The sequence below is a fragment of the Cellulomonas sp. genome (genome assembly GCF_036279715.1).
Taxonomy (GTDB): Bacteria; Actinomycetota; Actinomycetes; order Actinomycetales; family Cellulomonadaceae; genus Cellulomonas_A.
Genome location: NZ_DASUIR010000105.1, coordinates 23,744 through 49,051, shown reverse-complemented (window position 1 = coordinate 49,051; position 25,308 = coordinate 23,744). Strand labels below are relative to the sequence as shown.

Here is a 25,308-nt window from a genome sequence, read left to right as displayed (position 1 = left end):
CATCAGGCGCGACGCGGTCCGCTCGATCGAGTCCACCTTGTTGTGCACGTAGAACACCTGGCCCTCGCGCAGCAGCTCGCGCCGGATGGCCGCGGTGATCTGCCGCTCCTCGTACGGCCCGACGAACGTCAGGACCGGGTGGCGCTCCTCGGGCGGCGTCGCGAGCGTCGACATCTCACGGATGCCCGTGACCGCCATCTCGAGCGTGCGCGGGATCGGCGTGGCGCTCATCGCGAGCACGTCGACGTTGGTCCGCAGCGCCTTGAGCGTCTCCTTGTGCTCGACGCCGAACCGCTGCTCCTCGTCGATCACCACGAGGCCGAGGTCCTTGAAGTGCACGTCACCGGTGATGAGCCGGTGCGTGCCGATGACGACGTCGATGCTGCCGTCCGCGAGGCCCGCTGCGACCTCCTTGCTCTCGGCCGTCGACTGGAACCGGGACAGCGCCTTGACCGTCACGGGGAACGCCGCGTAGCGGTCGCTGAACGTGTCGAGGTGCTGCTGCACGAGCAGCGTCGTGGGCACGAGCACCGCGACCTGCTTGCCGTCCTGGACGGCCTTGAACGCCGCGCGCACGGCGATCTCCGTCTTGCCGTAGCCGACGTCGCCGCAGATCAGGCGGTCCATCGGGACCGGCTTCTCCATGTCGGCCTTGACCTCGTCGATCGTGGCCAGCTGGTCGGGCGTCTCGACGTAGGCGAACGCGTCCTCGAGCTCGCGCTGCCATGGCGTGTCGGCCGAGAACGCGTAGCCCGGGGTCGCCATGCGCGCCGAGTACAGCCGGATGAGCTCGGCGGCGATCTCCTTGACGGCCTTCTGGGCGCGACCCTTCGTCTTCGCCCAGTCGCCGCCGCCCATGCGGTTGAGGCTCGGCGCTTCGCCGCCCACGTACTTGGTGACCTGGTCGAGCTGGTCGGTCGGCACGTAGAGCCGGTCCCCCGGCTGGCCGCGCTTGGACGACGCGTACTCGATGACGAGGTACTCGCGCGTCGCCGCGGACGCGCCCGAGCCGATGGTGCGGGACGCGAGCTCGACGAACCGGCCCACGCCGTGCTGCTCGTGCACGACGAAGTCGCCGGGCCGCAGCGCGAGGGGGTCGACGACGTTGCGCCGCCGGCTCGGCATCGTGCGCATGTCGCGCGTCGAGGAGCCGGCCCGTCCCGTGATGTCGGACTCCGAGAAGACCGCGAGGTGCAGGGGCTCGGCGACGAACCCGGGCCCGACCGTGCCGGGCACGACGAGGACGACGCCACCCTCGAGATCGCCGTGGAGCGACGTCACCAGGCGGGCCGGCACGTCGGCGGCCTTGAGCTGCTCGGTCATGCGCTGCGCGGGGCCGTGCCCCTCGGTCGCGAGCACGAGCCGCCACCCCGCCTGCTGGAGCCCTCGCACGTCGGAGATCGCCCGGGCGACCTCACCGCGGTACCGCTCGACGTCGCGCGCCGCGATCACGAGCGTCTCGACCGCACCCGACACATGCCCGACGACGTCGCCGGAGCCCGTCGCATCGCCGGCCTCGACGGCCTCCGCGTCGAGCGTGAACGGGCTCAGCGTCCACCAGCCGAGCCCCTGCACGGCCGCGAGCGCCCGCACCTCGGCGAACGGCGCGAACGACGCCGCGGACAGGTCGATGGGCGTCGACCCCCCGGCCGCGGCCGACGTCCAGGCCGCGGCGAGGAACTCCTCGGTCGTCGCGACCAGGTCGTGCGCGCGGCGCCGCACCCGTTCGGGGTCGACCAGGACGAGGACCGAGTCCGGTCGCACGAGGTCGAGCACCGGGACCATCTCGTCGACGAGCGCGGGGGCGAGCGACTCCATGCCCTCGACCGCGATGCCCACGCTCATCTTGTCGAGCATCTCGACGGCGCCCGGCAGCTGGGCGACGAGCTCGGCGGCCCGCTCGCGCACCGCGTCGGTCAGCAGCAGCTCACGGCACGGCGGCGCCCACAGCCCGTGGGTCGCGACCTCGAGGCTCCGCTGGTCCGCGACCGAGAACCACCGGATCTCCTCGACGTCCTCGCCCCAGAACTCGATCCGCAGCGGGTGGTCCTCGATGGGCGGGAACACGTCGAGGATGCCGCCGCGGACCGCGAACTCACCGCGCTTCTCGACCATGTCCACGCGCGAGTACGCAGCGGCGACCAGCCGGTCGGCGACCTCGGTCAGGTCGACGTGGTCGCCGACCGCGAGCGCGACCGGCTCGAGCTCGCCGAGCCCCCCGACGACCGGCTGCAGCAGCGCGCGCACGGGCATCACGAGGACGCGGATCTCCCCGGTCATGCCGGCGTCGGCCGTCGGGTGCGCGAGCCGGCGGAACACCGCGAGCCGTCTCGCGACCGTGTCGCTCCGCGGGGACAGCCGCTCGTGCGGGAGCGTCTCCCAGGACGGCAGCACCGCGACCGAGTCGTCGGGCACGTAGCCGCGCAGCGCGGCCGCGAGCTCGTCGGCGTCGCGCCCTGTTGCCGTGACGACCACGAGCGGGCGACGCGCCGAGAGCGCTGCGAGCAGGGGCGGCCGCACGCCGGCGGGCCCGACGACGTCGACCTCGCCGCCCGAGCGCACGAGCTCGACCGCGCGGGCCGCGGCCGGGTCGGCGAGCAGGGCGGGCAGGAGTCCAGTGAGGTCCATGGGGTCCTTCGGGGCGGCGACGGCAGCACGAGCGCCCCGAGTCCAGCACGGACCCGGGGTACGCCGAGAAGTCTACGAGCACCCGTTCGGAGGACGTCAGGCAGGGACGCCTCTAGCCTGGTGCAGCCGGTGTCCCGTCACGGTCAGAGCAGACGTCACGCCCGCGGGACGATGCTTGCGCTTCCCCAGCCGCGGGCCCAGCCTCGATCGGCCCACACCGGAAGCCAGACGGGCTCGCGCCGCCCGACGAGCCGCTCGGCGAGAGCCCGCAGGCCCACACCGGCGAGCAGCAGGAGCACTCCGGCACGTGCTCGCGCTGGGCTCCAGCGTTTGCGCGCCAACGTTGCCTTCGCTGTCATCAGCCTGCGGACCTTGTCGGAACCTTGACCGGAGGACGCACCGGCGGCGTGGATCGCCACCGCGTCCGGGGTGATCGCCGGGTGCATGCCCAGCTGAGCGGCGCGCAGCGACAGATCAGCGTCCTCGCCGTACATGAAGTAGTCCAGGTCGAACCCTCCGAGCCGGTCCCAGGTCGAACGACGCGTCATGAGCAGGCATCCCGTCACGATGTCCACGCGTCGTGGGCTGTCCCGCTCCCATCGACCCAGCGACTCGGGGTCGAAGACGCGCGAGCGACGGAACACCGAGCTGAGACCGGTGGCGAAGCAGAACCAGCTCCACAGGGTCGGCGCGCCCCAGCACGAGCTCGGGTCGACCGTCCCGTCGGGCCTCAAGGTCCTGCCGCCCACGATCCCGGCGCCCGGGTCCATCTCGAGGGCGCCGACCAACGCATCGACGCAGCCCGGGTGCACGACCGCGTCGGGGTTGAGCAGCAGCACGTCGGTTCCTGAGGTCAGCTGCACACCCCAGTTGCAGCCCGCCGCAAATCCGATGTTGTCCACCGAGAGGCGCAGGATCAGACGGTCCGCCCACCGCTGGAGCAGGTCGCGGGTGGTCTGCTCCGACCCGCTGTCAACTACGACGACCTCGAACGACGCGACCGGCCGCGCCTCGTCGAGCAGGGCTCGAAGGCATCGTTCGACCCACGCGGGGCTGTTGTGGGTCACGATGACGACGGAGACCTCGGGGTTCACGGTGTTCAACTCTCTGCTGACCCGGCGAGCGGGGAGGGGTGCGCCGCGCGCGTCACTCGATCTCCCTCGACGTCTGGTCGGTCGACCATGCGGCGTCGTGCCGCGCACGCCGGACAAGGGCCGCCACTCGGCCCAGGAACGTCATGGCCCCGAAGACCACAACGTCGGGTGCGCGCACACGTCCGAGGCGCAGCTGGCGCAGCACGACGGACCCGCGCTTCGTCGCTTCGTCGTGGCCGAGGTCATGGGCCAGCGCCCGGTTGCCATTGACGATGCGGGCACGGCGCGCGACAAGCGCCCGCGCGGTCCGGGCGGAGTACACGGTGACCTCGTCGGGGACGACGACCCGGCGCTCCGGCGGGAACGAGTGCCGCACCCACCCGTCGTCGTTGACGACGTCCGGCAGCTCCCCCAGCTGTGCGCGCGCAGGTGCGTTGAGAGCGAACACGCCTGACCCGACCATCGACTCTGTCACGTAGGGCAAGGCCGTCCACACCGCGTAGTAGCGCCGAACCACCCACGATGCCGCGGTGGTGTCGAGCCGCAGCGTGGGGTAAGCCACGATCGGGAGCGGATTCGCCAACACGTCTCTCAGGGCGCGAGCCGCGCGGGTCGGCAGCTCCACGTCGGCGTCCAGGACGATGACCGCACCGGCAGCCGCCAGGCTCATGCCCGCGCGCACGGCCGCGACCTTGGACGGTTCGGGAAGCTCGAGAACGCGCGCCGAGGCTCCCCGGCTGCCTCGGACCGACTGCGCGCGGGACACGGTGTGATCTGTCGACCCGTTGCTCACGACGAGCACCGCGAACTCGTCGGGCTCGGCCTCGGCGAGCAGGGTCGCCAGGCAACGCCCGATGACGCTTTCTTCGTTGTGCGCCGGGATGACCACGGTCACCACGCGGTCGTGCTCAGTCATGGACCGACCGTCGGCTCAGAGCATCACCGACGGCCAGCCCCGCTGGTGTCCGTCCGTCTGCCGCGCGCCGCCCCGCGCTCACGGGGACCCGCAGTCCGCGGATTCGATCGACCGCGCTCGGGATCGGCAACCCGTCGTCGACCCCTTGGCGCCACAGCGCCCCCGCGATGCCGACGAGGATGAAGGCCAGCACCGTCACCTGAGCGAAGCTGAAGAGGTCGAAGAACGCACCGGAGACGCCGATCGCCAGCAACGCCGCCATGACGGCCTGGGCACGAGAGGCGTCGATGGCTCGCGCTGCTCGCACACTCGCTCCACGGCACGCCGCCGCGGCGAACAGGAAGAACAGAATCGTCGCAACGACGAGCACGATCCCGCCCTCGACCAGGGCGAGCAGGTACTGATTGTCAAGAAAGAAGTAGTCCTCCGGGCGGAACGTGCCCAGACCTCGCCCGAGGATGGGGGTCTCGCGGAAGAACGCATCGATCTGGGCGTAGTCCTGCGTCCGGCCGCTGACGCTGTTGTCGGTCGAGGCGTTCTCGAAGAAGCTCGTCACGGTGCCCAAGAGGCCCGGGATCGCGGCGCGCATCACGAGCGCGGCGCCGGCACCGAGGATGAGCAGGGAGATCCTCTGGCGGACGGACAGCACGACTGCGTACACGCTCAGCGCTACGGCCACGACGAGGATGCCCGATCGCGAGACGCCCATCGGGATGCCGAGCAGGAGGCACGCCGTCGCCATCGTCGCCAGGACTCTCCTGCTGTGGGTCCGTCCGAACCGCACGAAATGCATTCCGAGGGGTACCAGGGCGCCACAGATCACGCCGAACTCGATGGGATGACCCGCGGCCCCCTTGACCCGGAAGAATCCACCACGCGAACCCATCCCACCGAGCTGTCGCGCTGTCATGCCAGGGAGCCGGATCACGGTGGCGAGGTCGAACGGCCTGACGAACTGCATCACCCCCACCAGCGCGCTCACCGTGGCGCCGACCAGGATCGCCGCAAGGAGAGCGTCGGTCCGGCGCCGGTCCGCCCCGGCAGAGATGCCGAGAGCGACGATCGCGAGCGGGAACATCACCAGCGCGGCGCGCGTGACCCCGGTCGACTCGGACTCGGTGAGAATACGCAGCCCGCTTGCGGCGACCGACGTGGTCAGCGCTCCGATCAGCAACCAGAGCCCGATGTCTGACGGCGATGCCCGCGGCGGCCGACCGACTCGGCCGACCCAGCCGACGATCACGGCGGCGGCGACCCAGAAGACGATCAGACGTCCGACCCATCCGTTGGACTCCAACGGTCCCGTGAACACGAGCGCAGCGGGGATCGTGAGTGCCACGAACGGCAGGATGACGATCGCGAACCACGGTCCCTGAGGCTGCATCTGGCGATGCCGAGCGAGCTGATCGCCCCCGATCGGCTGCGGTCGGCCACTAGGCATCGACGACCTCTGTGCCACGAACGGGGGCACGCCTCGCTCCGTCGGAGATCGGTTCAGGGACGGCCTTGCCCAGGGCCTGGGCCCCAGTACCCACCAGGGGCGCCTTCCGAGCGGCCCGCCCGATGCGCAGCTTCCGGCGTGCCTTGTCCTCGCGGCGCAGTACGCTGTCGACGTCGTCCGGTGCTGCCTCCATCGTCGGGTCGAGGCTGTCCACGCCCACACCCCGCAAGCGCCGCAGTCCGCTGTCCAGGGACGTTGCGAGGACGACAGCGATGGCGACGCCGAGAACAAGGATGGCGCCTGCTGACCGCCAACGACTCGGCGTCACATCTTCCACCCGGTCCGCCGGGACCGCAGGAGCGATGCGATACAGCTTGATCTCCGGCGCACCCGCAGCCGTCTGGAAGTCCGCGAGGACGACGCTCGCCTCGGTCGTCACGGCCTCGAGCGTCGACGTCACGATCTCGGGAGTGGGTCCGGTCGCATCGATCCTGATGATGGGTTGGTCGGCTGACGCCGTCGCGGTGAACGTGACGTCAGGGGCGTCCGCCAGCCCGACAAGCGCGCGGTAGTCCCTCGAGTTGATGTTCCGGGCCAAGACGGCGGCTGCGAACCGCGGCCCGCCGGACCCGGAGTACGGGTTGTCGGGAACCGGCGTGGCCGCCGGGGTGGGTTCGACCGGCTGAGGCGTGCTGTTCGGAAGCACCACGATCGACACGGCACTGCTGTAGACCGAAGGCACCGCCTGGTAGGCCTGGAAGGACATCCACGCCGCGAGCGCGAAGATGGGCACTGTGATGTACCAGCGCCGCAGGCAGGTGCCGATGATCGTGAACAGGTCCATGCCGCCACCTCGGATTTCCCCCGGATTGTCCCGAACGCAACAATATGCCACCTCCGACTGGGCACTCCATGGCCCTCGACGCCAGGCGGCGAAGTTTCACCCGACTGGCGGCAAGCCCGAGGCAGCGACCCAGGGTGCGTCGCGGCAAGGCCCGCTAACGTCAGAAGGTCCGTCAGGAGGCCCGCATGACCGGTGTAGCCGACATCTTGATGATCACCTACAACAGCCCGGAGCACGTGAGGGTGTCGCTCCCGCACCTGCTGTCCACGTGCGACGAGCACAGCCGAGTCTGGCTGTGGCACAACGGCAGCGACGAAGAGACCCTGAGCGTCGTGCGCGAGCACGCTGCCGACCCGCGGGTCCACCGCTTCCACCACAGCCCGGAGAACGTCCGCCTGACGGCGCCCACGAACTGGCTGTGGGCAGAGGCCGACGGTGACTACGTCTCCAAGGTCGACGACGACTGCCTGCCCGAGAACGGTTGGGTCGGTCGCCTGCGCAGCATGCATGAGGCGAACCCTGACTTCGGCGCGATCGGGTGCTGGCGCTTCCTGGACGAGGACTTCGTGCCCGAGCTGGCCGCCACGAAGATCGTCGAGTACCAGGGCGGATACAGCCTCCTGCGCAACCACTGGGTCCAGGGGAGCGGGTACCTGCTGCCACGCGCCATGGTCGAGCGCAGCGGACCCCTGGCTCAGGGACAGTCGTTCTCGCAGTACTGCATCGCCCTCGCGCGAGGTGGGGCGGTGAACGGGTGGGCCTACCCGTTCATCCACGAGGACAACATGGACGACCCCCGATCACCCCACACGCTCTTCCGGACAGATGCGGACCTGCTCCGTCGGATGCCCCTGACAGCGCAAGCCCTCGGCATCCGCACGGTGGAGGCGTGGGCACAGCAGGAGCACGAGTCCGCCCTCGCCGTCCAGCGCGCGACGCTCGACCTTCGCCAGTACGCCGGCTGGCGGGCCAAGGTGCACAACGGTCGGCGTCGCCTGCAGAAGCTCGCCCGTGGCCGCGGCTCGTGGTGACGACGTGACGACGTGACGATCCAGCGTCACCACCCGATCGGTCCGGCTGTTCGAGTCACGTGCCGTCGTGCGACGCGGCGCCTTGTCTCCGCGTGATCTCACTCACGTCGCGGAAGAAGTCGTTGGTCGTGAGTAGCTGGGACGGGCGGTCGATCGCCTCGAGGCGGCCATCGACCACGACCATGACGCGGTCACAGATCGAGAGGGTCGACAGCCGGTGGGCCACCAAGAAGAGGATCAGGTCGCCCTTGAGCCGGCTCAACGACTCCTGCACGAGCTCCTCCGAGCGCACGTCCAACGCGCTGGTGGGCTCGTCGAGGATCAGCACGTCCGGCTGCGCGGCCAGCGCCCTTGCCAGGCACAGCCGCTGTCGTTGACCGCCCGAGACCGCCGAGGCCCGCTGACCGACGACGGTGTCGTATCCCTGCGGCCACGACTCGATCTCGCTGTGGATGTGCGCGCGGCGGGCAGCGGTCCGGATGTCGTCATCGGTCAGGTCAGGCCGGTAGAAGCGGATGTTGTCCCAGACGGTTCCCCAGATGAGCTGAGGTGTCTGCGGGACGTACGCGACATGCCGCTGCCAGTCCGACCTTTGCAGCTCGCGCGCGTCACTGCCGTTGATCACCACGTGGCCCGAGTCCGGGTCCCGCAGCCGCAGGAGGAGCTGGACGATGGAGGACTTGCCGGCGCCCGAGGGCCCGACGATCCCGACCGCCTCGCCTCGTCGCACGTCGAAGCTGATGCCGTGCAGGACATCCTTGCCCGGGACGTACGAGAAGCGCACGTCACTCATCCCCATGCGCTCGATGGTGGGGAGCGGCAACGGTCCGTCCTGCTGCGGGTTGTCGGTGTACCGCTCGATCGCGTCGGCGAGGCGGTTCATGAACGGAGCGGCCTCGTCGATGTTCGTGACCGCAGTCTGGATCTGCTGCCCATAGCTCAGCGCTCGAACGAGCAGGAGCACGACCGACCCGAGCGCGGCGATCTTGCTCGCGTCGACCAGCGACACTGCAACGAGCGCGAGCACCATCACCAGAAGAGCGACGCTCTGGTACAGCGCCGGGACTGCGCCCGCCAGGAACCGCGTCCGGAGCATCGGCAGCCGCACGTGCTCGATGCGCGAGTAGAAGGACTCCCGGTAGTTGGTCGACGCGCCGAACACCTGGGCCTCTTCGGCCATGAGGACGACCTCCTGGACGCCCTTGGAGTACTCGATGTTCTCGGTGCTCAGTGCCTTGGCGTGACGCCGAAGACGCCGGGCCAACGGGCGCAAGGCCAGGAACAGACCCAAGGAGGCGACGCTGAGGATGACGGCGGCAACGGGGCTCAGCACGAGGGCCGAGCCGAGGAGCGTCACGAACATCAGGGCCGACGTGATCCCGGTGCCCAGCGTGATGATCGCCTGGCTCGTGGTCGTGATGTGCAGGTTCATCAGCGACTGGAACTGCCCGTCGCGCTCGGACGACTTGATCGCCCACGCGGCCCCGTGGAACGCGTCGAACAGCTGTCGCCGGAGCTGGGCCATGGCGTGAGCGCTCATCGCCGCAGGAAGGTAGGCCAACCAGACCTGCAGGCCACCGCGCAGCACGGCGAGTCCCAGCGCGACGCCGAACATCGCCGGGAGCGCGGCGGTCACGGTCGCCGGACCGACGTGTGCCGTCACGTCGGAGCGGCCCTGCGACAGCGCGGTCGCGACCGTGGCGATGAGTGCAAGGAGGGTCGCCTCGGCCAGGCCGGCGACGACTGCGACGACGGAGAGAACTGCGAGCCGGTTGCGCGAGCCTCGAAAGAAGGCAGAGATACGACGCCAGGCCTTCCATGCGCGCCGGAAGGCCGAGAGCAGGTTCGGCCGACCTGTCGGCGCCTGGGCCGACGGGTCGGAGTCCGCCACGGATGCGTTCAACGGCGTGGTCCTCGCTCTCGACTGCGGCGGCTGAGGCGCGGTCACAAGCACCGTACCCCACGGGATATTCTTCCCATTCTGGACGGCCCGGAGCTCTGCGCCCCGGCGCCAGCCGGGTGAAAGGTCGGGCAGACCGACACGTTGACCGCAAACCCACCCTAAAGTGGTCGAGGTGGACCTCCTCTCGCTCCTGCCGCCCGAGAGTCGCGTCATCGACGTGGGCGCCACTGATGCGGACCTCGCCCGGACACTCGCCGCGGCAGGTCAGACCCGGTACCTGGCACTCGTCCCACCTCAGCGGCTGGAGCGTGCCCGGGCCGGGGCGGACGGGCTCGGCGAGCGGTTCTGGCCACTGACCGACCCGGACCAACCCCTGCATGCCAGCTGCGACCTGCTGATCCTCCGGGCGTCGTTCGCCCGGCTGTTGTGGGCTGTGCGCGACTTGAGGGGCGTGAGCATCGTCGCCGTCGAGCGTCCTCCGGCTCCGCTGACGCCCCTGTCCGTGGAGACCCAGGGGGCTCGGTTTGTCAGCCGACTCGGCGGGTGGGCGACCAGGGTCGGGCAATGGGCCGCCGACGGGGTCCGATTCGACGTGCTTCAGCTGCCCCCCAGGCACGAGCAGAGGCCGCGGCCGCGGCATTACCTCTCCCCGGCCGTAGGGATCGAGGGCTTCGTCGAGCGCCTCGGGAGTGAGGGCGTGCGGTATGCGGCCCTGCGCTGGTTCGAGACGCTGCCCGAGATCGGGCCGGGAGAGGACCTTGACCTCCTCGTCGCTGACGACGATCTCGCCACGGTGCACCGCATCCTCGGGGAGGAGCCCGGGACGATCCCCGTGGACGTCTACAGCGAGACCGGCCTCGACGGCGCCGACTTCCAGAACGCCGCCTACTACCCCCCGCAGCTCGCGCGCCTGATCCTCGATCGTGCGGTCGTGCACGGCAGCGGCGCCCTGGTGCCGTCTCCGGTAGACCACCTGCACTCGATGGCGTACCACGCGGTGTATCACAAAGGTTCACGGTCGGGCCTGCCTTCGACGGACAGCGGCCGCTTGCTCCCGTTCGATGCCCAGGACGAGGCGCCGGAGCACGACTACCCCACCGTCCTCGGCGACCTGGCACGCGCAGTCGGCGTCACGCTGCCGCAGACCCTCGAGGAGATCGACGGCTACCTTGCGACAGTGGGATGGCGACCTCCGGTGGACACGCTGCGCCGGCTGGCTGCCGTCAATCCCTGGGTCCGCGCGCACGCCGCATCCGAGGCTGCAGACGCACAAGACACCGCGGAGATCTCCGTGTTCTTCGTCCGGGAACGCGCCCTGACGGTCGTCGACCTGGACGACATCTCCGCGGTCCTGGACCACTTCGGGTTCGAGGTCCTAGCCACCCGTGAGCTCGACGAGGACGCTCGGAGCCGATGTGCCCGCGAGGCGCGCGGTGGCAACTGGGGGCGTGGCCCGTTCCCGGAGAGCGGCGGGGGTCCCGCGGCCGTCATGGTCGCTCTGCACCACGCGCCGCAAGCTGTCATCGGATCCGTCAAGGTGCAGTACCCCCACCTCTCCAACGCGGAGGTCTACTTCGCCAAGCGCCGGATCCGGGAGGTCGTCGACGCCCTCGTTCCCGCCGACGCGCGCTTCAACGCGGTGCACTCCTCCGACGATGTCGTCGATGCTTGGCACTACGTCGAGCTCGCACTGCCCGCCGAGGTCGAGGCGTTGCGCGCAGAGGTCGAGCGCCGGGAGAACGCGTTCCAGACGACCGGGCCCGTGATCGCTGAGCTGAGCCGTGGCCGGCGCGCCAGGGTGCAGGTCATCCAGGGGTCGCAGGGCGCCGTCGTACGCAAGACGTACGCCGAGGGGTTCCGTCGCTTCCTGGACCGCGAGGTTGCAACACTCCGGGAGCTGGGTCCGCTCGTCGAGGCTGTGCCCGAGCTCGTCGAGGCGGGACCCAACTGGTTCAGCTGCCCGCTCTACGAGAACGCTCTGCCGCCGATGGGACCTGTGCCCGACGGGAGGCTCGTCCCCGTGCCGATCCTGCGGCAGATGGTCGCCGTGCTCCGGCGGATCCACGAGCTGGGGTACGACCTCGTCGACGCCAAGCCGCAGAACTTCGTGCTGGACCCCCGGCATGGGCTGAAGATCGTTGACTTCGAGTTCGCGTACAGGTACGCCGACGGTCAGGCGCCGCCGTTCGCGAGGAGCTACAACTTCGTTGGCCCTCCCCTGGATTTCCCCGGCGATGTTCCGGTCGGACCCACGACGTACGAACGGCGCTGGCTCGGGTTCGCGGGGCTTCCCCTCGATGTGCTCGTCGACGGTTCGCCCTGGTCGCAGCACCTGCACAGGGCGTTGTTCCGGGCAGAGCGGCTGCTCACAGGACCGCGCGCACCAGCGCGACGTGGGGTTCGTCTCGCACGCAGGACGCTCCATGGCGCGCGGGCCGGGGTGGGCCGGCAGTTCGCCGCGTGGGCGCGACGGCGGGCCCAGGTGGCGACCCCATGAGCGCCCGGACCGCTTCGGACGCACCGACGGTCTCCGTCGTCGTGCCGGTGTACAACGACGTCGACCGCCTGCGCCTGTGTCTTTCAGCCCTCGCCGCCCAGGAATACCCGCGCGACAAGTTCGAGGTCGTGGTCGTGGACAACAATTCGACCGACGATCTCCGGCCTGCCCTGCCGGACGACGAGCGGTTCCGGCTCGTCGCTGAGCAACGGCGGGGCTCGTACGCCGCACGCAACACTGGTGTCTCCACCGCCACGGGCACCGTCCTGGCATTCACGGACGCAGACTGCCGACCGCGGCCCGACTGGTTGAGCAACGCGGTCGCACGGCTCGAGGCGGCCGACCTGCCGGACGCTGTCGGTGGCGCGATTCATCTGGTGTTCCGCCACGGGTCGGCTGCCACCACCGGGCCCGAGCTCTACGAGGTCATGCACGACTTCCAGCAAGCCAGATACGTCGCCGAGCTCTCCTTTGCTGCCACGGCGAACCTCGTCGTGCGGGCAGCCAGCTTCCACCGGGTCGGCGATTTCGACGCCAACCTGAAGTCGGGTGGCGATCTCGACTGGGGCAACCGGCTGCTCGCATCCGGCGGACACCTCGTCTACAGCGATCGAGCCATCGTCGATCACCCGTCGCGCCCCGGCTGGCGGGACCTCGGGCAGAAGTCCCTGCGGGTGGCAATCGGCTTGGCCGACAAGGCTGGCCCGACGGCTCGCGCGGAACTCCTCGCCTCGGCTCGCCACGAGGCGCGCACGGCTGCCTCGGTGTGGCTCAGGGTCTGGAGCCGGGATCGCCCGGAAGGTCGGTCCGCCAAGGCGCGCTACGCCGCCGCGTTCACCTTCGTCCGTCTGGTCCGATGCAGTGTCGTGCTCCGCCGGGTCGCGACGACCGGTCGAGCACGTGCGGTGCCGGTCAGAGGTACCGCACCCGGAACCTGACGCTTCCGACGATACGACCGGCCGCGGCAGCCGACTCGTTCACCCACCACCACCGCCGACCCACGGAGAACGGCACCAGCGGTGCGGTGAGCACGATGCGAACCCAGCGCCAGGCAACCCCTGTCAGGCGGGGTCGAGGCATGCCGTGCGGTGCGAAGTCTCGGAAGAGCCGGGCCCGCGATCGCCCGCTCTTGTACGCCTTGACCGCGACTGCTCGCAACGAGCTGCGGTACCTGTAGGCGACAACGGCCTGCTCCGCGTACCCGATCCGATACCCGGCCACCTGAAGCCTCCAGCAGAACTCCGTGTCCTCGGAGCCGTACCCGTAGTCCTCGGCGAACCCACCGACCGCACTCCACGCCGATCTGCGTACACCGAGGTTCGCAGTGATCGCTCGTGGCAGAAATCCTGCGGTGACGGGAACCCCGGCGGGGTGCCTCTCCATGGCTCCGTCGTTGAAGGTGTCGTTGTCGAAGGCTCCGCCGACGACGTCCGCCTGTTGCAGGGCGCGCGCCATCGCATCCACCCATCCCGGCGCGACCCGGTCGTCCGCGTCGCAGTACAGCAACAGGTCTCCGGAACCCACGCGAGCGCCGAGATTCCGAGCGGCGCTCGGACCCGGCCGACTGCAGGTCGTGACAACCAGGTCGCGCAGCCCAGCACGGAACGACTCGGCGATGGCGATGGTCTCGTCACTCGATCCGTTGTCGACGACGACGAGCTGCCACGGCAGGTTCGTGTCTTGCGCCGCGAGAGCCGCGAGCTGTTCGCCGATCGTCCCTGCCGCGTTGAGCGCGGGCATCACGACCGTGATGAGGGGGCCATTCACATTGTCAATATACCGCTATATGTCCGCTTTTGTCCAGGGCGTTTGCCATACCATAGTCATTTCACCTAACTTGGACGTCATGTTAAGCCGAACGGGTGAACGGCCCGGACATCGTCCCGCACGGTCCCGTCGCGACCGGCACCGCCCCTCGACCGGGAAGGGGGCAAAGGCAGGCCTCTTGGCTGCCCTGCTTGTGGGCGCCGTCGTCGTCGTGGGTGGCACTGCCGCCCACTCGGAGCCACACGCCGTCGCCCAGCTCGACACGTCGACGCAGCGTGCGGTCGACGTCGACCAGGACAACGGGCGAAGCACTGATGTCTGGCACTCATCACGCAGCTGGGCGCGCAGCCCCTTGGACGTGCGTACCCATCGGGTGAAGCCGACTGCGACACCGACACCGACACCCACGCCGACCGCTGCAGCGACACCCCAGCCGACGGCGACAGCCACGGCGACAGCGACAGCCACGCCGACTGCGACAGCCACAGCGACTCCGGTGGCTCCGACGCCTACCTCGTCGCCGTCGACCTCAACAGCACCAGCGCCCGTCATCGCTCCGGTGGTCGCTGTGTCGTCCGCAGGATTCCCGGACGCTTCGACCACCGGGGTCCCGGCCGGCACGTCCCTCACACCGTCCGGCTCGATCACGATCAGTCAGGACGGCGCTGTCATCGACAGCCTCCAGATCACCGGAACAGTGACCGTCAACGCCAACAACGTCACCATCAGAAGGACGCTGATCAAGAACACCGGCAGCATCCCGGTCAGGGTCAACGGCTCCGGCCTCGTCATGGAGGACAGCGAGATCGACGGCCAGGGCGGGGGCAACCCGGCGGTCGCCTACAGCAACTACACGCTGCGACGGGTGAACATCCACGATGTCGCCGAGGGCCCCAGGATCTCCGGGGGAAACGTCACGATCGAGGCGTCCTACATTCATAACGTTCTGCAGGTGGGCACCAACCACACCGACGCTGTCCAGTCCACAGGCGGCTCCAACATCGTCCTGCGCGGTAACACCATCCAGGCGAACAACCCGCAGACCGGGACCTACGGCAATGCCGCATTCCAGTACGGCGAAGAAAACAGCCCGATCCGTGCGTGCACGGTCGAGGGAAACCTCTTCGACGGCGGGAATGTGACCATCAACGGCGGCGGCGGCGGGACCACTGGAGCGGCATGCTCGTTCTCGGGCAACAAGTTCCAGAGGGACTTCAGGTATGGACCTGTCGGCAACCTGGGCCCCAACACCGTCTGGGACAAGGCGACGAACGTCTGGTTCGACACCGGCTTGCCCATCAGGTGAACCGGCGTGCGCTCGACGGTTCGCCGATCGATGCCCGCCGGGTACCGATAGCCATACCGTAGGCGCATGACCCCGTCCGACGGCGTACGTCCCCGCCGAGCTCGGGGCACCGCGGTGGCGTCCACCCGGCCAACGGGCCGGTGGATGCCACCGCGGGCTGCGGTCGGCGCGGGGATAGGAATCACGCTCCTCGCGGTCGCGTTGCTCGTGACCCTTGTGCAGCCGATCCAACCCCGTGGGGCCGGCCAGCCGCCTCGCCCGGCCGTTCCCGACGAGAGCACCACGGGCGTACCTCGCGGTGCAGTCCTCAGCCCGTCCCCGTCGATCACTGTGACCACGGACGGCAGCATCATCGACGGGCTGGACATCACCGGAACGGTGACGGTCACTGCCGATGACGTCGTCATCCGCAACACGCGCATTCGTAACACCGGCCAATACCCTGTGCGCATCGTCGGCGCCTCGAACCTCCTGATCGAGGACTCCGAGATCGACGGCCAGGCCAAGGGGGGCGCGGCCGTCGCCTTCAACCACTACACCCTTCGGCGCGTCAACATCCACGACGTGGTGGAGGGGCCGAGGATCGCCGGCGACGACGTGACCATCGAGAACTCGTTCATCCACTCCCTAGTCAGGGTCGGGGACAACCACACTGACGCCGTACAGATCGTCGGTGGGCGAAGGATCGTGCTGCGCGGCAACAACCTCCAGGCGTTCGACGCCCGGACCGGACAGGCCAACGCCGCGGTGATGCTCGGCGAGGAAGACTCGCCTGTCCGCGACTGCCTGGTCGAGCAGAACCTGCTCAACGGCGGAAACTACACAGTCAATGCGGGAGGCGGCGGTACGCGCGGCGCCCAGTGCGTCTTCCGCGACAACCGATTCGGGCGGGACGCCCGGTACGGTGCGCACGCAAATCTCGGACCGGGCATCGTCTGGAACGGCTCGAACACGTGGATGGACACCGGGCAGACGATCGGCTGACCGATCTCACCCCCGACCGAAGCGGGAAGCCTGGCGTTCCTGCGACTCGTCGGTGTGTGCTCAATGCGGCGCCAGCCGCCGAAACACCTCAAGATAGGCGGGCTCCTGCTTGCTCCAGCGCAGAGAGCTCTCCACACGTTTGCGGCCGAGGGCACCCATCCGTGCGCGCCGTTCCGGGTCGTCAAGGAGCTCGGCGATCGCGTCGGCCAGAGCAGCATCGTCGTCCTTCGTCACGTACAGCCCCGCGTCGCCCGCCGAGCGACGATTCTCCACGAGGTCGAAGCCCACGACCGGGAGCTCGAAGGCCATGTACTCGAGGGTCTTGTTCATCGTCGACTTGTCGTTGAACTCGTTCTTCGGGTCGGGCGTCACGCCCAGGGAAGCCGATGAGAGCCACCGAGTGATCTGCTCCGGACCAACCTTCCCTGTGAACGTCACGTAGTCATCCAGGTCGCGCGCCGTGCTGTCTCGACGCAGCGCGTCGAGACAGTCCCCGAACCCCAGCAGACCGAAGTGCGCGTCTGTCCGACCCAGGACATGCACGTAGTGGTCGATGGCCCCGAGGAGGCGATCGACGCCGTCCTGGGGACCCATGATCCCCAGGTAGCAGACGAGATGATCCCGTCCGCTCCGGAGGGCGGGCTCGGGCTCGGCCCGACGCATGGAGTCGGGGTCGGGAGCGCTGAGGACGATGCTGGTGCGCTCCACCGGGACACGTCCCCGACGCAGAGCCATCTCCTGGTACGAGGGATTCGTCGAGACGACCTGGTCGGCCGTCGCGTATGTGGCGCGCTCGAGCAGGAGAAGGCCCCGGTGGAGCAGTCCGGTACGACCGAACCGGGCGGAGTACACCTCCGGGCACAGGTCGTGCTGGTCGTACACGAAGCGCTTCCCGGCGAGGACCTTGTACAGCAACCCGAGCAGCCAGTAGGTATCGGGCGGGTTGCATGCCTGCAGGACGTCAAAGCCCTCGCGACGCGCGACGCCGAGCGACAGCACGGCAGTGCGGAGCCAGCAGTAGAGGAATTCGACCACGTACCCACCCACGCCTGAGCGCGGGCGTGGCGGCCTGTAGGTGTGGATCCGGACCCCATCGAGCGTTCGGTGCGCGGGCTGTCCCTCGTCGCGCGGGCAGATGACCGAGACCTGATGCCCGGCCGAGACGAGCGTCCGGCACTCGAGCCATACCCGTCGGTCCAGCGGCACGGAGAGGTTCTGCACGACGATCAGGACGCGCGCCAACGGAGGGTCCACAGGGACCTGGCCCGGGATGCTGACAGTTGGCGCATGCGGCCAGCCGCCACGGTCGAACACGCCCATCAATACGCTCCGGATCCTCGCAGCACGACGCGAGCCGTCTTCCACAGGATGAAGAGGTCCATCGCCACCGACCAGTTGTCGACGTAACGCAGGTCGAGCCGGACCGACTCATCCCAGGTGAGGTCCGCCCGACCACTGACCTGCCAGAGGCCCGTCAGCCCAGGGCGCACCCGCAGGCGGCGGTTGACCGCGTCACGGTACGCGTCCACCTCCTCGGGCAGCGGCGGTCGCGGACCGACGAGGGACATGTCGCCCCGCAGCACGTTCCACAGCTGAGGGAGCTCGTCCAGCGAGTACCGACGCAGCACACGGCCCACGCGCGTCACACGCGGATCGTCGTGCATCTTGAACATGAGGCCGTCGCGGTCGCTCTGCCCGAGCAGGGTGGCCCTGCGTGCGTCGGCATCCTGGTACATGCTGCGAAGCTTCCACATCGTGAACTCTCGCCCGTCGATGCCGATACGCCGCTGTCGGTAGAACGGCGCGCCGGAGCTCGTCAACACCACGGCAAGGGCCGAGCCGGCGATCGCGGGAAGCGCAGCCGCGAGCAGGACCGCCCCGAGCGCGCGGTCGAGTGCAGCCTTGGCGAGCCTGCGCGACCGTGGCGAGGTCGTCTCGACCTCGAGCAGGGTGAGCCCGGCGGTGGGCCGCAGCTGGACGCGCGGGCCGAGGATCTCCACGAGTCCGGGTGCCACGACGAGCTCGACCCCGGAGCGGCCCAGCGCCCACGACAGACGACGGAGCGCCTCACCAGCGAGCTTGCTCCCAGTGACGATGACGACATCGATGTGGTGGTCGAAGGCGACCTGGGGTATGTCGGCGAGCGCACCCAGGATCGGGATCGCATCCTGGGACGTCTTCTCCTTGAGCGCCGGCAGGCACACGCCCACGATGCAGTACCCGTGGTAGGGCGCCGCGCGCAGGTCGGTGACGACCCCGTGGACCGAACGGGCGTCGCCGACGACAAGCGTGCGCGACATCGCCTCCCCGCGAGCGCGTCGCCGGTGCAGGGATCGACGCAAGGAGTACCGGCCGACCGCGACCGTTGGCACGATGGCGAGAATCGTCCCCCCCACCAGCTCTCGCGGCATCTCCCAGGCGGCCGCCACGCTCATGAGCCCCACAGCTGCCACGGAGCCGACTCCCGCCCGCATGACGGCCCGGAACTCCTCCGGCCCATCGCCGATCGACCGACGGTCGTACGCTCCGAACGCGAGGAGGAGACCGACGAAGACCAGCGCGACAGCTATCGGCCACAGACCCCGGCGACCTCTCGCTCCGTGCGCCAGGACGAGAACGGTCATGACGACGATCGTCGACCCCAGGACGTCGACGCACACGACCCGGGCGATGTATCTCCCGGCTGCGACGCGCCAGCCGTCACCGTAGTACTCGGCGTCCCCATGGTCGGCGAGATCGCTTCGGGGAAGGAACGGTTGAGTGGACGCCCAAGAGGATCTCGGACCGGCAGCGACGCGGCGGCGATCCGCCATGAGCTCCTTCGGCACGGAGGTGACGCCCTCAGCGAGGTCTCTCTTGTCGTCCAAGATCGTCATGTGTCCCCCAGTTGGACGAGAGTGTCGTCAACTAGGAGGCTATGGCGCCCGTTGTGATACGGATAGACCCTTATGTCCGATTTCACCCATGTGGAGTCGTGCTTCACCCGGTCGACCGGGCCGCCCGCACGGGATCCGAACCGCTCGCGCGCGTCAGGGCTTGGTGTGGTACCTCAGCTGCGCCTTCTCGAGCCCCTCGGTCACGACGAGCTCGACGGCGTCCGCCGCAGCATCGAGGAGCCACGCCAGGTCCTTGCGCTCGGCCGCCGTGAAGTCCCGGAGCACGTAGTCGGCCGCCTCCATGCGACCGGGCGGCCGGCCGACCCCGACCCGGACGCGCACGTAGTCCTTCGTGCCGAGCGCCTTGGTGGTGTCCCGCAGGCCGTTGTGGCCGCCCTCGCCGCCACCGATCTTGAGCTTGATGTCGCCGAAGGGGATGTCCAGGTCGTCGTGCACCATGACGACGCGGTCCGCTGGCACGTCGTGGTACTGCGCGAGCGCGGCCACCGGCCCGCCCGAGACGTTCATGAAGGTGCTCGGCTTGGCGAGCACGACCCGCGGACCCGGTGCCCCGCCGGGCAGCACGCCGATCCTGGCCTCGGCGACAGCGGCTTTCGGACGACGCGACAGCGCTCCGCCACGGGAGCCGAGGACGACGCCGGTCCGGCGCGCGAGCTCGTCGACGACCATCGCGCCCACGTTGTGCCGGTTGCCGGCGTACTCCGCTCCGGGGTTGCCGAGCCCGACGACGAGCCAGGGGCCCTCGGTCATGTCGATCCTTCCGTTCGCCCTGCGACGGCGGTGAACGCGATCGCGCCCGGCACCGTCGAACGGTACCGGGCGCGATCGCGTGCGCAGGTCAGCGGCCGGAGGCCGTGACCCGTGGGGCTGCTCAGACCTCGGCGGCTGCGGCGGACTTCGCGGACTGCGAGGCAGCCAGGTCGGCGACGGCGGCGTCGGCCGCGATGTCGGCGGCAGACGTCTGCGGGGCCGAGATCGTCAGGACGACGGCCTCGGGGTCCGTGATGAGCGTCGCGCCCGCGGGCAGCGTGATCGCGCCGGCCGTGATGAGGTCGCCGGCGACGAGGCCCTCGATCGACACCTCGACGTGCCGCGGCAGGTTGGTCGCCTCGGCCTCGAGCTCGAGCGTCTGCAGCTCGACGATGTGGATCGTGCCGGGGTACGACTCGCCGACGACGACGACGGGGATCTCGACGTCGACCTTCTCGCCCTTCGTGACGATCAGGAGGTCGACGTGCTCGATGACGTTCTTGACCGGCTCGCGCTGGACGTCCTTCGTGATGGCCAGCGTCGTCTTGCCGTCGATCTCGATCGCGAACAGCGCGTTGGCCTGCTTGAGCGCGAGGAACGTCTCGTGGCCCGGGAGCGACACGTGCAGCGGGTCCGAGCCGTGCCCGTAGAGGACGGCGGGGATGCGACCGGCGCGGCGCGTGCGGCGGGCCGCACCCTTGCCGAAGTCGGTGCGGGTGGTGGCGACGAGCTTGACCTCGGACACGGGGACTCCAGATGTGGACGACGACAGATGGGGGCCTGCAGTGGTGGTGGCCTCGACGCGGGACGCAGGACGGGCACGCGGAGGCGTCCTGCCCAGTCGATCACGGAGTTGGTGGTCCGGTCCGATCTGCGGATCTCCCGCAGTCCTGACCGTCCGACGTCCCTCGCCGAGGCAACCTGACGATCTTACCCGCCGCGGCGCCCATCCCCAACCTGGGTCGCGCGCCGTCGGCAGGGGTTGGCTGCAGAGCTACGCCGGGCCGGGTGCCAGGAGCGCCGGTCGCTCAGGCCTGGCCGTCGAACAGCGACGTCACCGAGCCGTCGTCGAACACCTCGCGGATCGCGCGGGCCAGCAGGGGCGCGATCGAGAGCACCGTGAGCTGCGGGAACCGGCGGTCCTCCGCGATGGGCAGCGTGTCGGTCACGACGACCTCGCGCGCCCCGCACTGCATGAGGCGGTCGACAGCCGGGTCGGACAGCACACCGTGCGTGGCGGCGACGATCACGTCCTTGGCGCCGGCCTCCAGGAGGACCCGCACCGCTCCCGTGATGGTCCCGGCGGTGTCGATGAGGTCGTCGACCAGCACACAGCTGCGGCCCTCGACGTCGCCGACGACGCGGTTCGCGACGGTGCGGTTCGGGCGGCTGATGTCGCGCGTCTTGTGGATGAAGGCGAGGGGTCCGCCGCCGAGCTTGGCGGCCCACTGCTCAGCCACCCGGATGCGGCCCGCGTCGGGCGAGACGACCGTCACGTTCGACGTGTCGACGCGGGTGCGGACGTACTCGACGAGGATCGGCATCGCCCAGAGGTGGTCGACGGGGCCGTCGAAGAAGCCCTGGATCTGCGCCGCGTGGAGGTCGACGCTCATCAGCCTGTCCGCGCCCGCGGTCTTGAACAGGTCGGACATGAGCCGCGCCGAGATCGGCTCGCGCCCGCGGTGCTTCTTGTCCTGACGCGCGTAGCCGTAGAACGGCGCGACGACCGTGATCGTCTTCGCGGACGCCCGCTTGAGGGCGTCGACCATGAGCAGCTGCTCCATGATCCACTGGTTGATGGGTGCCGCGTGGCTCTGCAGGACGAACGCGTCGGCACCGCGGATCGACTCCCCGAAGCGGACGTAGATCTCGCCGTTGGCGAAGTCGTAGGCCGTGGTCGGGACGAGGGTGCTGCCGAGCGACTCCGAGACGTCGACCGCCAGGTCGGGGTGCGCCCGCCCCGAGATCAGCACCAGCCGTCGTTCTCCGTCGTTCGAGATGATGCCGGTGTTCACACGTCGTCCTTCGTGGTCGGCTGGGCATCGCGCAACGGTGCCGGGGGCGCTGGGAGGTCCGGTGGCGGGGTGGGTGCCGTGCCGCCGGCTGCGAGCTGGGCCCGGTCGCGCTCCGCCCGGGCCTGCGGCGAGAGGTCCTCCGCGGCGATGGCAGCCAGGGCACGTGCCGCCGCGTCGGCGGCCGGCGTCCCGGCGCGGGCCCGCAGGACCCAGCCGTCGATGTTGCGCTGCGTGCCGCTGCTCACGGCGAGCGCGCCCGGCGGCACGTCCTGCTTGATGACGCTGCCCGCACCGGTGTACGCGCCGTCGCCGACCGTGACCGGCGCGATGAACTTGGTGTCGGAGCCGGTCCGCGCGTACGAGCCAATCGTCGTGTGGTGCTTGTGGACGCCGTCGTAGTTGACGAACACCGAGGACGCCCCGATGTTCGTCTGCTCGCCGATCGTCGCGTCCCCCACGTAGCTCAGGTGCGGGACCTTCGAGCCTGCGCCGATCTGCGCGTTCTTCGTCTCGACGAACGTGCCGATCTTGCCGTCCTCGCCGAGCACCGTGCCGGGGCGCAGGTACGCGAACGGGCCCACGGTCGCGCGGGCACCGATCACGGCGAGCGAGCCGTGCGTGCGGACCACCGTCGCGCCGGGGCCGACCTCGACGTCGGTGAGCGTCGTGTCGGGTCCGACCGTGGCGCCCTCGGCGACGACCGTCGCGCCGTGCAGCTGCGTGCCCGGCAGGAGCGTGACGTCGCGGGCCAGCTCGACGTCGACGTCGACCCACGTGGTCGCGGGGTCCACGACCGTGACGCCGGCGACCATCCAGTCCTCGAGGATGCGCCGGTTGAGCTCGGCACGCAGCGCAGCGAGCTGGACGCGGTCGTTGACGCCCTGGACGAGCAGCGGGTCGTCGGTGCGCAGCGCGCGGACGCGACCGCCGGCGGTCCGGGCGATCGCCAGCACGTCGGTCAGGTAGACCTCGCCCTGCGCGTTGTCGCGGCCCAGGCGGCCGAGCGCGTCGCGCAGGACGCCCGCGTCGAACACGTAGACCGAGGAGTTGACCTCCTGGACCGCGCGCTGGTCGGCGTCGGCGTCGCGCTCCTCGACGATCCCGAGCACGTCGCCCGAGCCCGCGTCGCGCAGGACCCGTCCGTAGCCGGTGGGGTCGTCGAGCTCGGTCGTCAGCACCGTCACCGCGTTGCCGTCGGCCGTGTGCGCCGCGAGCAGCTCCGCGAGCGTGCCGCCGTCGAGCAGCGGGATGTCGCCCGCGAGGACCACGACCGCACCCTCGAGGCGCGCGTGCGTCGCGACGCCGGGGACGCCGGGACCGTCGCCCGCGCTCGCACCGGCGACGGCGGCCTGGGTGGCCGCGTCGAGCACGGACAGGCCGATCTGGACGGCACGGCCAGTGCCCGGAACGTCGTCCTGGTCGGCGAGCAGGACCTCGGGGTCAAGCTCACGGGCGTGCGCCGCGACGGCGTCCCGGCCGTGCCGCACGACGACGGCGAGGCGGCCTGGCTCGAGTGAACGGGCGGCGGCGAGGGCGTGGCCGAGCATGCTGCGACCCGCGAGCGTGTGCAGAACTTTCGGTGTCGCCGAGCGCATCCGTGTGCCTTCACCTGCGGCGAGGACGATGACGGCGGCTGGGCGGGGGGTGGTCACCTGCGTGTGCTCCCGTCGGAACTGCCCGATGCCCGGGCGAAGGATCTGGCGCACGTGCACTCTACCGCCGCTCACGGACCGTCCCGTCCCGTCGGGGGTCCGAACCGGGTCCGCACGGGCGGCTGAGGTGCCCTGACCCGGGGCTGCGCGGGCCCGGGCGCGCCGGACCGGTGGCTCCGCCCCCAGGATTCGAACCCGGACCGCAAGGCACCAAAGGCCTGCGTGCTGCCATTACACCAGGGCGGACCGGCGGTCGGACCGGGTCGCCCCGGCACCGCACGCCGTCGGCGGACCAGTCTGCCAGCCTCCGCACGGCATGATGGGCGCGTGACCTCCGACACCAGGCGACCTCCCAGGTCGCGCATGACCGGTTCACAGCGCCGGGAGCAGCTCCTCACCGTCAGCCGCCGCCTCTTCGCGGAGAAGGGCTTCGACGGGACGAGCGTCGAGGAGATCGCCGCGCGGGCCCAGGTCTCCAAGCCCGTGGTCTACGAGCACTTCGGGGGCAAGGAGGGCGTCTACGCCGTCGTCGTCGACCGAGAGACCCGTGCGCTGACCGACGCGCTCACCGCCGCGCTCGAGGAGGGTGGGCACCCGAAGCTGCTCGTCGAGCGGACCGCGCTCGCGCTCCTGACGTACATCGAGACGTCGACGGACGGCTTCCAGATCCTCGTCCGGGACTCACCCGTCGCCCAGGCCACCGGCACGTTCTCGAGCCTGATCGGCGACGTCGCGACCCAGGTCGAGCACCTGCTCGCCGACCAGTTCACACGTCAGGGCCTCGACCCGAAGACGGCGCCGATCTACGCCCAGATGCTCGTGGGCATGGTCGCGCTGACGGGCCAGTACTGGCTCGACGCGCGCAGCCCGGACAAGCACGAGGTCGCGGCACACCTCGTCAACCTCGCCTGGAACGGCCTGGCCGGGCTCGAGCGTCATCCGACCCTGATCACTCCGCTCGAGGCCTGACGCAGAAGTATCTCGACGTCAAGTAACCTCAGGTCATGACGGCTGACAGCACCGGAGATCCAGACGCGGCCGACGCCGTCGTCGAGCGTCCGCGTGACGAGGTCGACCGCATCGTCGCGGCGTGGGCCCGTGAGCGCCCCGACCTCGATGTGACCCCGCTGACCGTCTTGTCCAGGGTGACCCGGCTCGCGCGGTACCTCGACCTCGCCCGGCGCGGATCGTTCGCGCGGCACGGGCTCGACACGTGGGAGTTCGACGTCCTCTCCGCGCTGCGGCGCGCCGGTGCGCCGTACCGCCTGTCCCCCGGCGCGCTGCTCACGCAGACCCTCGTGACGAGCGGCACGATGACGAACCGCATCGACCGGCTGACGGAGCGCGGCCTCGTCGAGCGCGGGCCGTCCCCCGATGACCGGCGCGGGGTGCTCGTGGAGCTGACGCCGCTCGGCCTCGCCCGGGTCGACGACGCGATGGCCGACCTGCTGATGATCGAGCGCGGACTGCTCGGAGACCTGGCGGAGGCGGACCGCGTGCGGCTCGCCGACCTGCTGCGCGACCTCGTCGCGCCGTTCGACGCCCCCTGAACCGGCGCGCACCCGACCACGCAGCCGCACGGG

The 25,308-nt window shown here is 70.1% G+C and carries 20 protein-coding genes and 1 tRNA gene; 7 read left to right on the top strand and 14 right to left on the bottom strand.

The annotated features are described in order from the left end of the window. The 5 genes from VFW79_RS10370 to VFW79_RS10350 all read right to left on the bottom strand — a co-directional run. The coding region (locus tag VFW79_RS10370) for a transcription-repair coupling factor (protein ID WP_329677228.1) at positions 1–2,628 on the bottom strand (2,628 nt) is incomplete at its 3' end. Between the two features lie 155 nt (positions 2,629–2,783). Continuing rightward, positions 2,784–3,722 (bottom strand): glycosyltransferase family 2 protein, encoded by a 939-nt coding sequence (locus tag VFW79_RS10365; RefSeq protein ID WP_329677227.1) that lies wholly within the window; start codon positions 3,720–3,722, stop codon positions 2,784–2,786. Positions 3,723–3,774: 52 nt separating this feature from the next. Further along, positions 3,775–4,638, bottom strand: coding sequence for a glycosyltransferase family A protein (locus VFW79_RS10360; RefSeq protein WP_329677226.1), 864 nt, complete (start codon positions 4,636–4,638; stop codon positions 3,775–3,777). After that, entirely contained in the window at positions 4,631–6,022 is a 1,392-nt protein-coding gene (locus tag VFW79_RS10355) for an O-antigen ligase family protein (RefSeq protein WP_329677225.1), read from the bottom strand. Before VFW79_RS10355 ends, VFW79_RS10360 begins: the two co-directional genes overlap by 8 nt. Before the next feature lie 49 nt (positions 6,023–6,071). After that, positions 6,072–6,923, bottom strand: coding sequence for a hypothetical protein (locus VFW79_RS10350; RefSeq protein WP_329677224.1), 852 nt, complete (start codon positions 6,921–6,923; stop codon positions 6,072–6,074). Between the two features lie 185 nt (positions 6,924–7,108). Between VFW79_RS10350 and VFW79_RS10345 the strand changes: the two genes are divergently transcribed. Further along, positions 7,109–7,954 (top strand): glycosyltransferase family A protein, encoded by an 846-nt coding sequence (locus tag VFW79_RS10345; RefSeq protein WP_329677223.1) that lies wholly within the window; start codon positions 7,109–7,111, stop codon positions 7,952–7,954. A 55-nt stretch (positions 7,955–8,009) separates the two neighbouring features. Here the strand turns inward: VFW79_RS10345 and VFW79_RS10340 are convergent, their stop codons facing one another. Continuing rightward, on the bottom strand, positions 8,010–9,857 hold the full coding sequence (locus VFW79_RS10340; RefSeq protein WP_329677222.1) for an ABC transporter ATP-binding protein: 1,848 nt from the start codon (positions 9,855–9,857) through the stop codon (positions 8,010–8,012). 172 nt (positions 9,858–10,029) lie between these two features. On the opposite strand from VFW79_RS10340, the gene VFW79_RS10335 reads away from it, so the two are divergent. Beyond that, positions 10,030–12,354 carry a hypothetical protein gene (locus tag VFW79_RS10335; protein ID WP_329677221.1) on the top strand — a complete coding sequence of 775 codons (2,325 nt, stop codon included), beginning with the start codon at positions 10,030–10,032 and terminating at the stop codon, positions 12,352–12,354. Continuing rightward, a complete protein-coding gene (locus VFW79_RS10330; protein ID WP_329677220.1) occupies positions 12,351–13,292 on the top strand; it encodes a glycosyltransferase family A protein in 942 nt (313 codons plus the stop codon). Before VFW79_RS10335 ends, VFW79_RS10330 begins: the two co-directional genes overlap by 4 nt. On the opposite strand, the gene VFW79_RS10325 is transcribed toward VFW79_RS10330, so the two are convergent. Next, positions 13,267–14,121, bottom strand: coding sequence for a glycosyltransferase family 2 protein (locus VFW79_RS10325; protein WP_329677219.1), 855 nt, complete (start codon positions 14,119–14,121; stop codon positions 13,267–13,269). The genes VFW79_RS10330 and VFW79_RS10325 overlap by 26 nt on opposite strands. A 568-nt stretch (positions 14,122–14,689) precedes the next feature. Between VFW79_RS10325 and VFW79_RS10320 the strand changes: the two genes are divergently transcribed. Continuing rightward, positions 14,690–15,427 (top strand): hypothetical protein, encoded by a 738-nt coding sequence (locus VFW79_RS10320; RefSeq protein WP_329677218.1) that lies wholly within the window; start codon positions 14,690–14,692, stop codon positions 15,425–15,427. A 330-nt stretch (positions 15,428–15,757) separates the two neighbouring features. Then, positions 15,758–16,411: a right-handed parallel beta-helix repeat-containing protein gene (locus VFW79_RS10315; protein ID WP_329677217.1), complete on the top strand. Its 654-nt coding sequence runs from the start codon at positions 15,758–15,760 to the stop codon at positions 16,409–16,411. 60 nt (positions 16,412–16,471) lie between these two features. On the opposite strand, the gene VFW79_RS10310 is transcribed toward VFW79_RS10315, so the two are convergent. The 7 genes from VFW79_RS10310 to VFW79_RS10280 form a co-directional block, all read right to left on the bottom strand. Further along, positions 16,472–17,617: a glycosyltransferase family 4 protein gene (locus VFW79_RS10310; protein WP_329677230.1), complete on the bottom strand. Its 1,146-nt coding sequence runs from the start codon at positions 17,615–17,617 to the stop codon at positions 16,472–16,474. 113 nt (positions 17,618–17,730) lie between these two features. Beyond that, positions 17,731–19,035, bottom strand: a complete 1,305-nt coding sequence (locus VFW79_RS10305) for a sugar transferase (protein WP_329677216.1) — start codon at positions 19,033–19,035, stop codon at positions 17,731–17,733. A gap of 405 nt (positions 19,036–19,440) precedes the next feature. Beyond that, complete coding sequence (pth, locus tag VFW79_RS10300) at positions 19,441–20,058, bottom strand: aminoacyl-tRNA hydrolase (protein WP_329677215.1); 618 nt, start codon at positions 20,056–20,058, stop codon at positions 19,441–19,443. A 121-nt stretch (positions 20,059–20,179) separates the two neighbouring features. Next, complete coding sequence (locus VFW79_RS10295; RefSeq protein WP_329677214.1) at positions 20,180–20,803, bottom strand: 50S ribosomal protein L25/general stress protein Ctc; 624 nt, start codon at positions 20,801–20,803, stop codon at positions 20,180–20,182. Positions 20,804–21,086: 283 nt separating this feature from the next. Next, entirely contained in the window at positions 21,087–22,073 is a 987-nt protein-coding gene (locus VFW79_RS10290; protein WP_329677213.1) for a ribose-phosphate diphosphokinase, read from the bottom strand. Beyond that, positions 22,070–23,725: a bifunctional UDP-N-acetylglucosamine diphosphorylase/glucosamine-1-phosphate N-acetyltransferase GlmU gene (gene glmU, locus VFW79_RS10285; RefSeq protein ID WP_329677229.1), complete on the bottom strand. Its 1,656-nt coding sequence runs from the start codon at positions 23,723–23,725 to the stop codon at positions 22,070–22,072. Before glmU ends, VFW79_RS10290 begins: the two co-directional genes overlap by 4 nt. 171 nt (positions 23,726–23,896) lie before the next feature. Then, positions 23,897–23,971: transfer RNA gene (locus VFW79_RS10280), tRNA-Gln, on the bottom strand. Positions 23,972–24,088: 117 nt separating this feature from the next. On the opposite strand from VFW79_RS10280, the gene VFW79_RS10275 reads away from it, so the two are divergent. Continuing rightward, entirely contained in the window at positions 24,089–24,694 is a 606-nt protein-coding gene (locus tag VFW79_RS10275; RefSeq protein ID WP_329677212.1) for a TetR/AcrR family transcriptional regulator, read from the top strand. A gap of 35 nt (positions 24,695–24,729) precedes the next feature. Beyond that, a complete protein-coding gene (locus VFW79_RS10270) occupies positions 24,730–25,275 on the top strand; it encodes a MarR family winged helix-turn-helix transcriptional regulator (RefSeq protein WP_329677211.1) in 546 nt (181 codons plus the stop codon). The last annotated feature ends 33 nt before the right edge of the window (positions 25,276–25,308 follow it).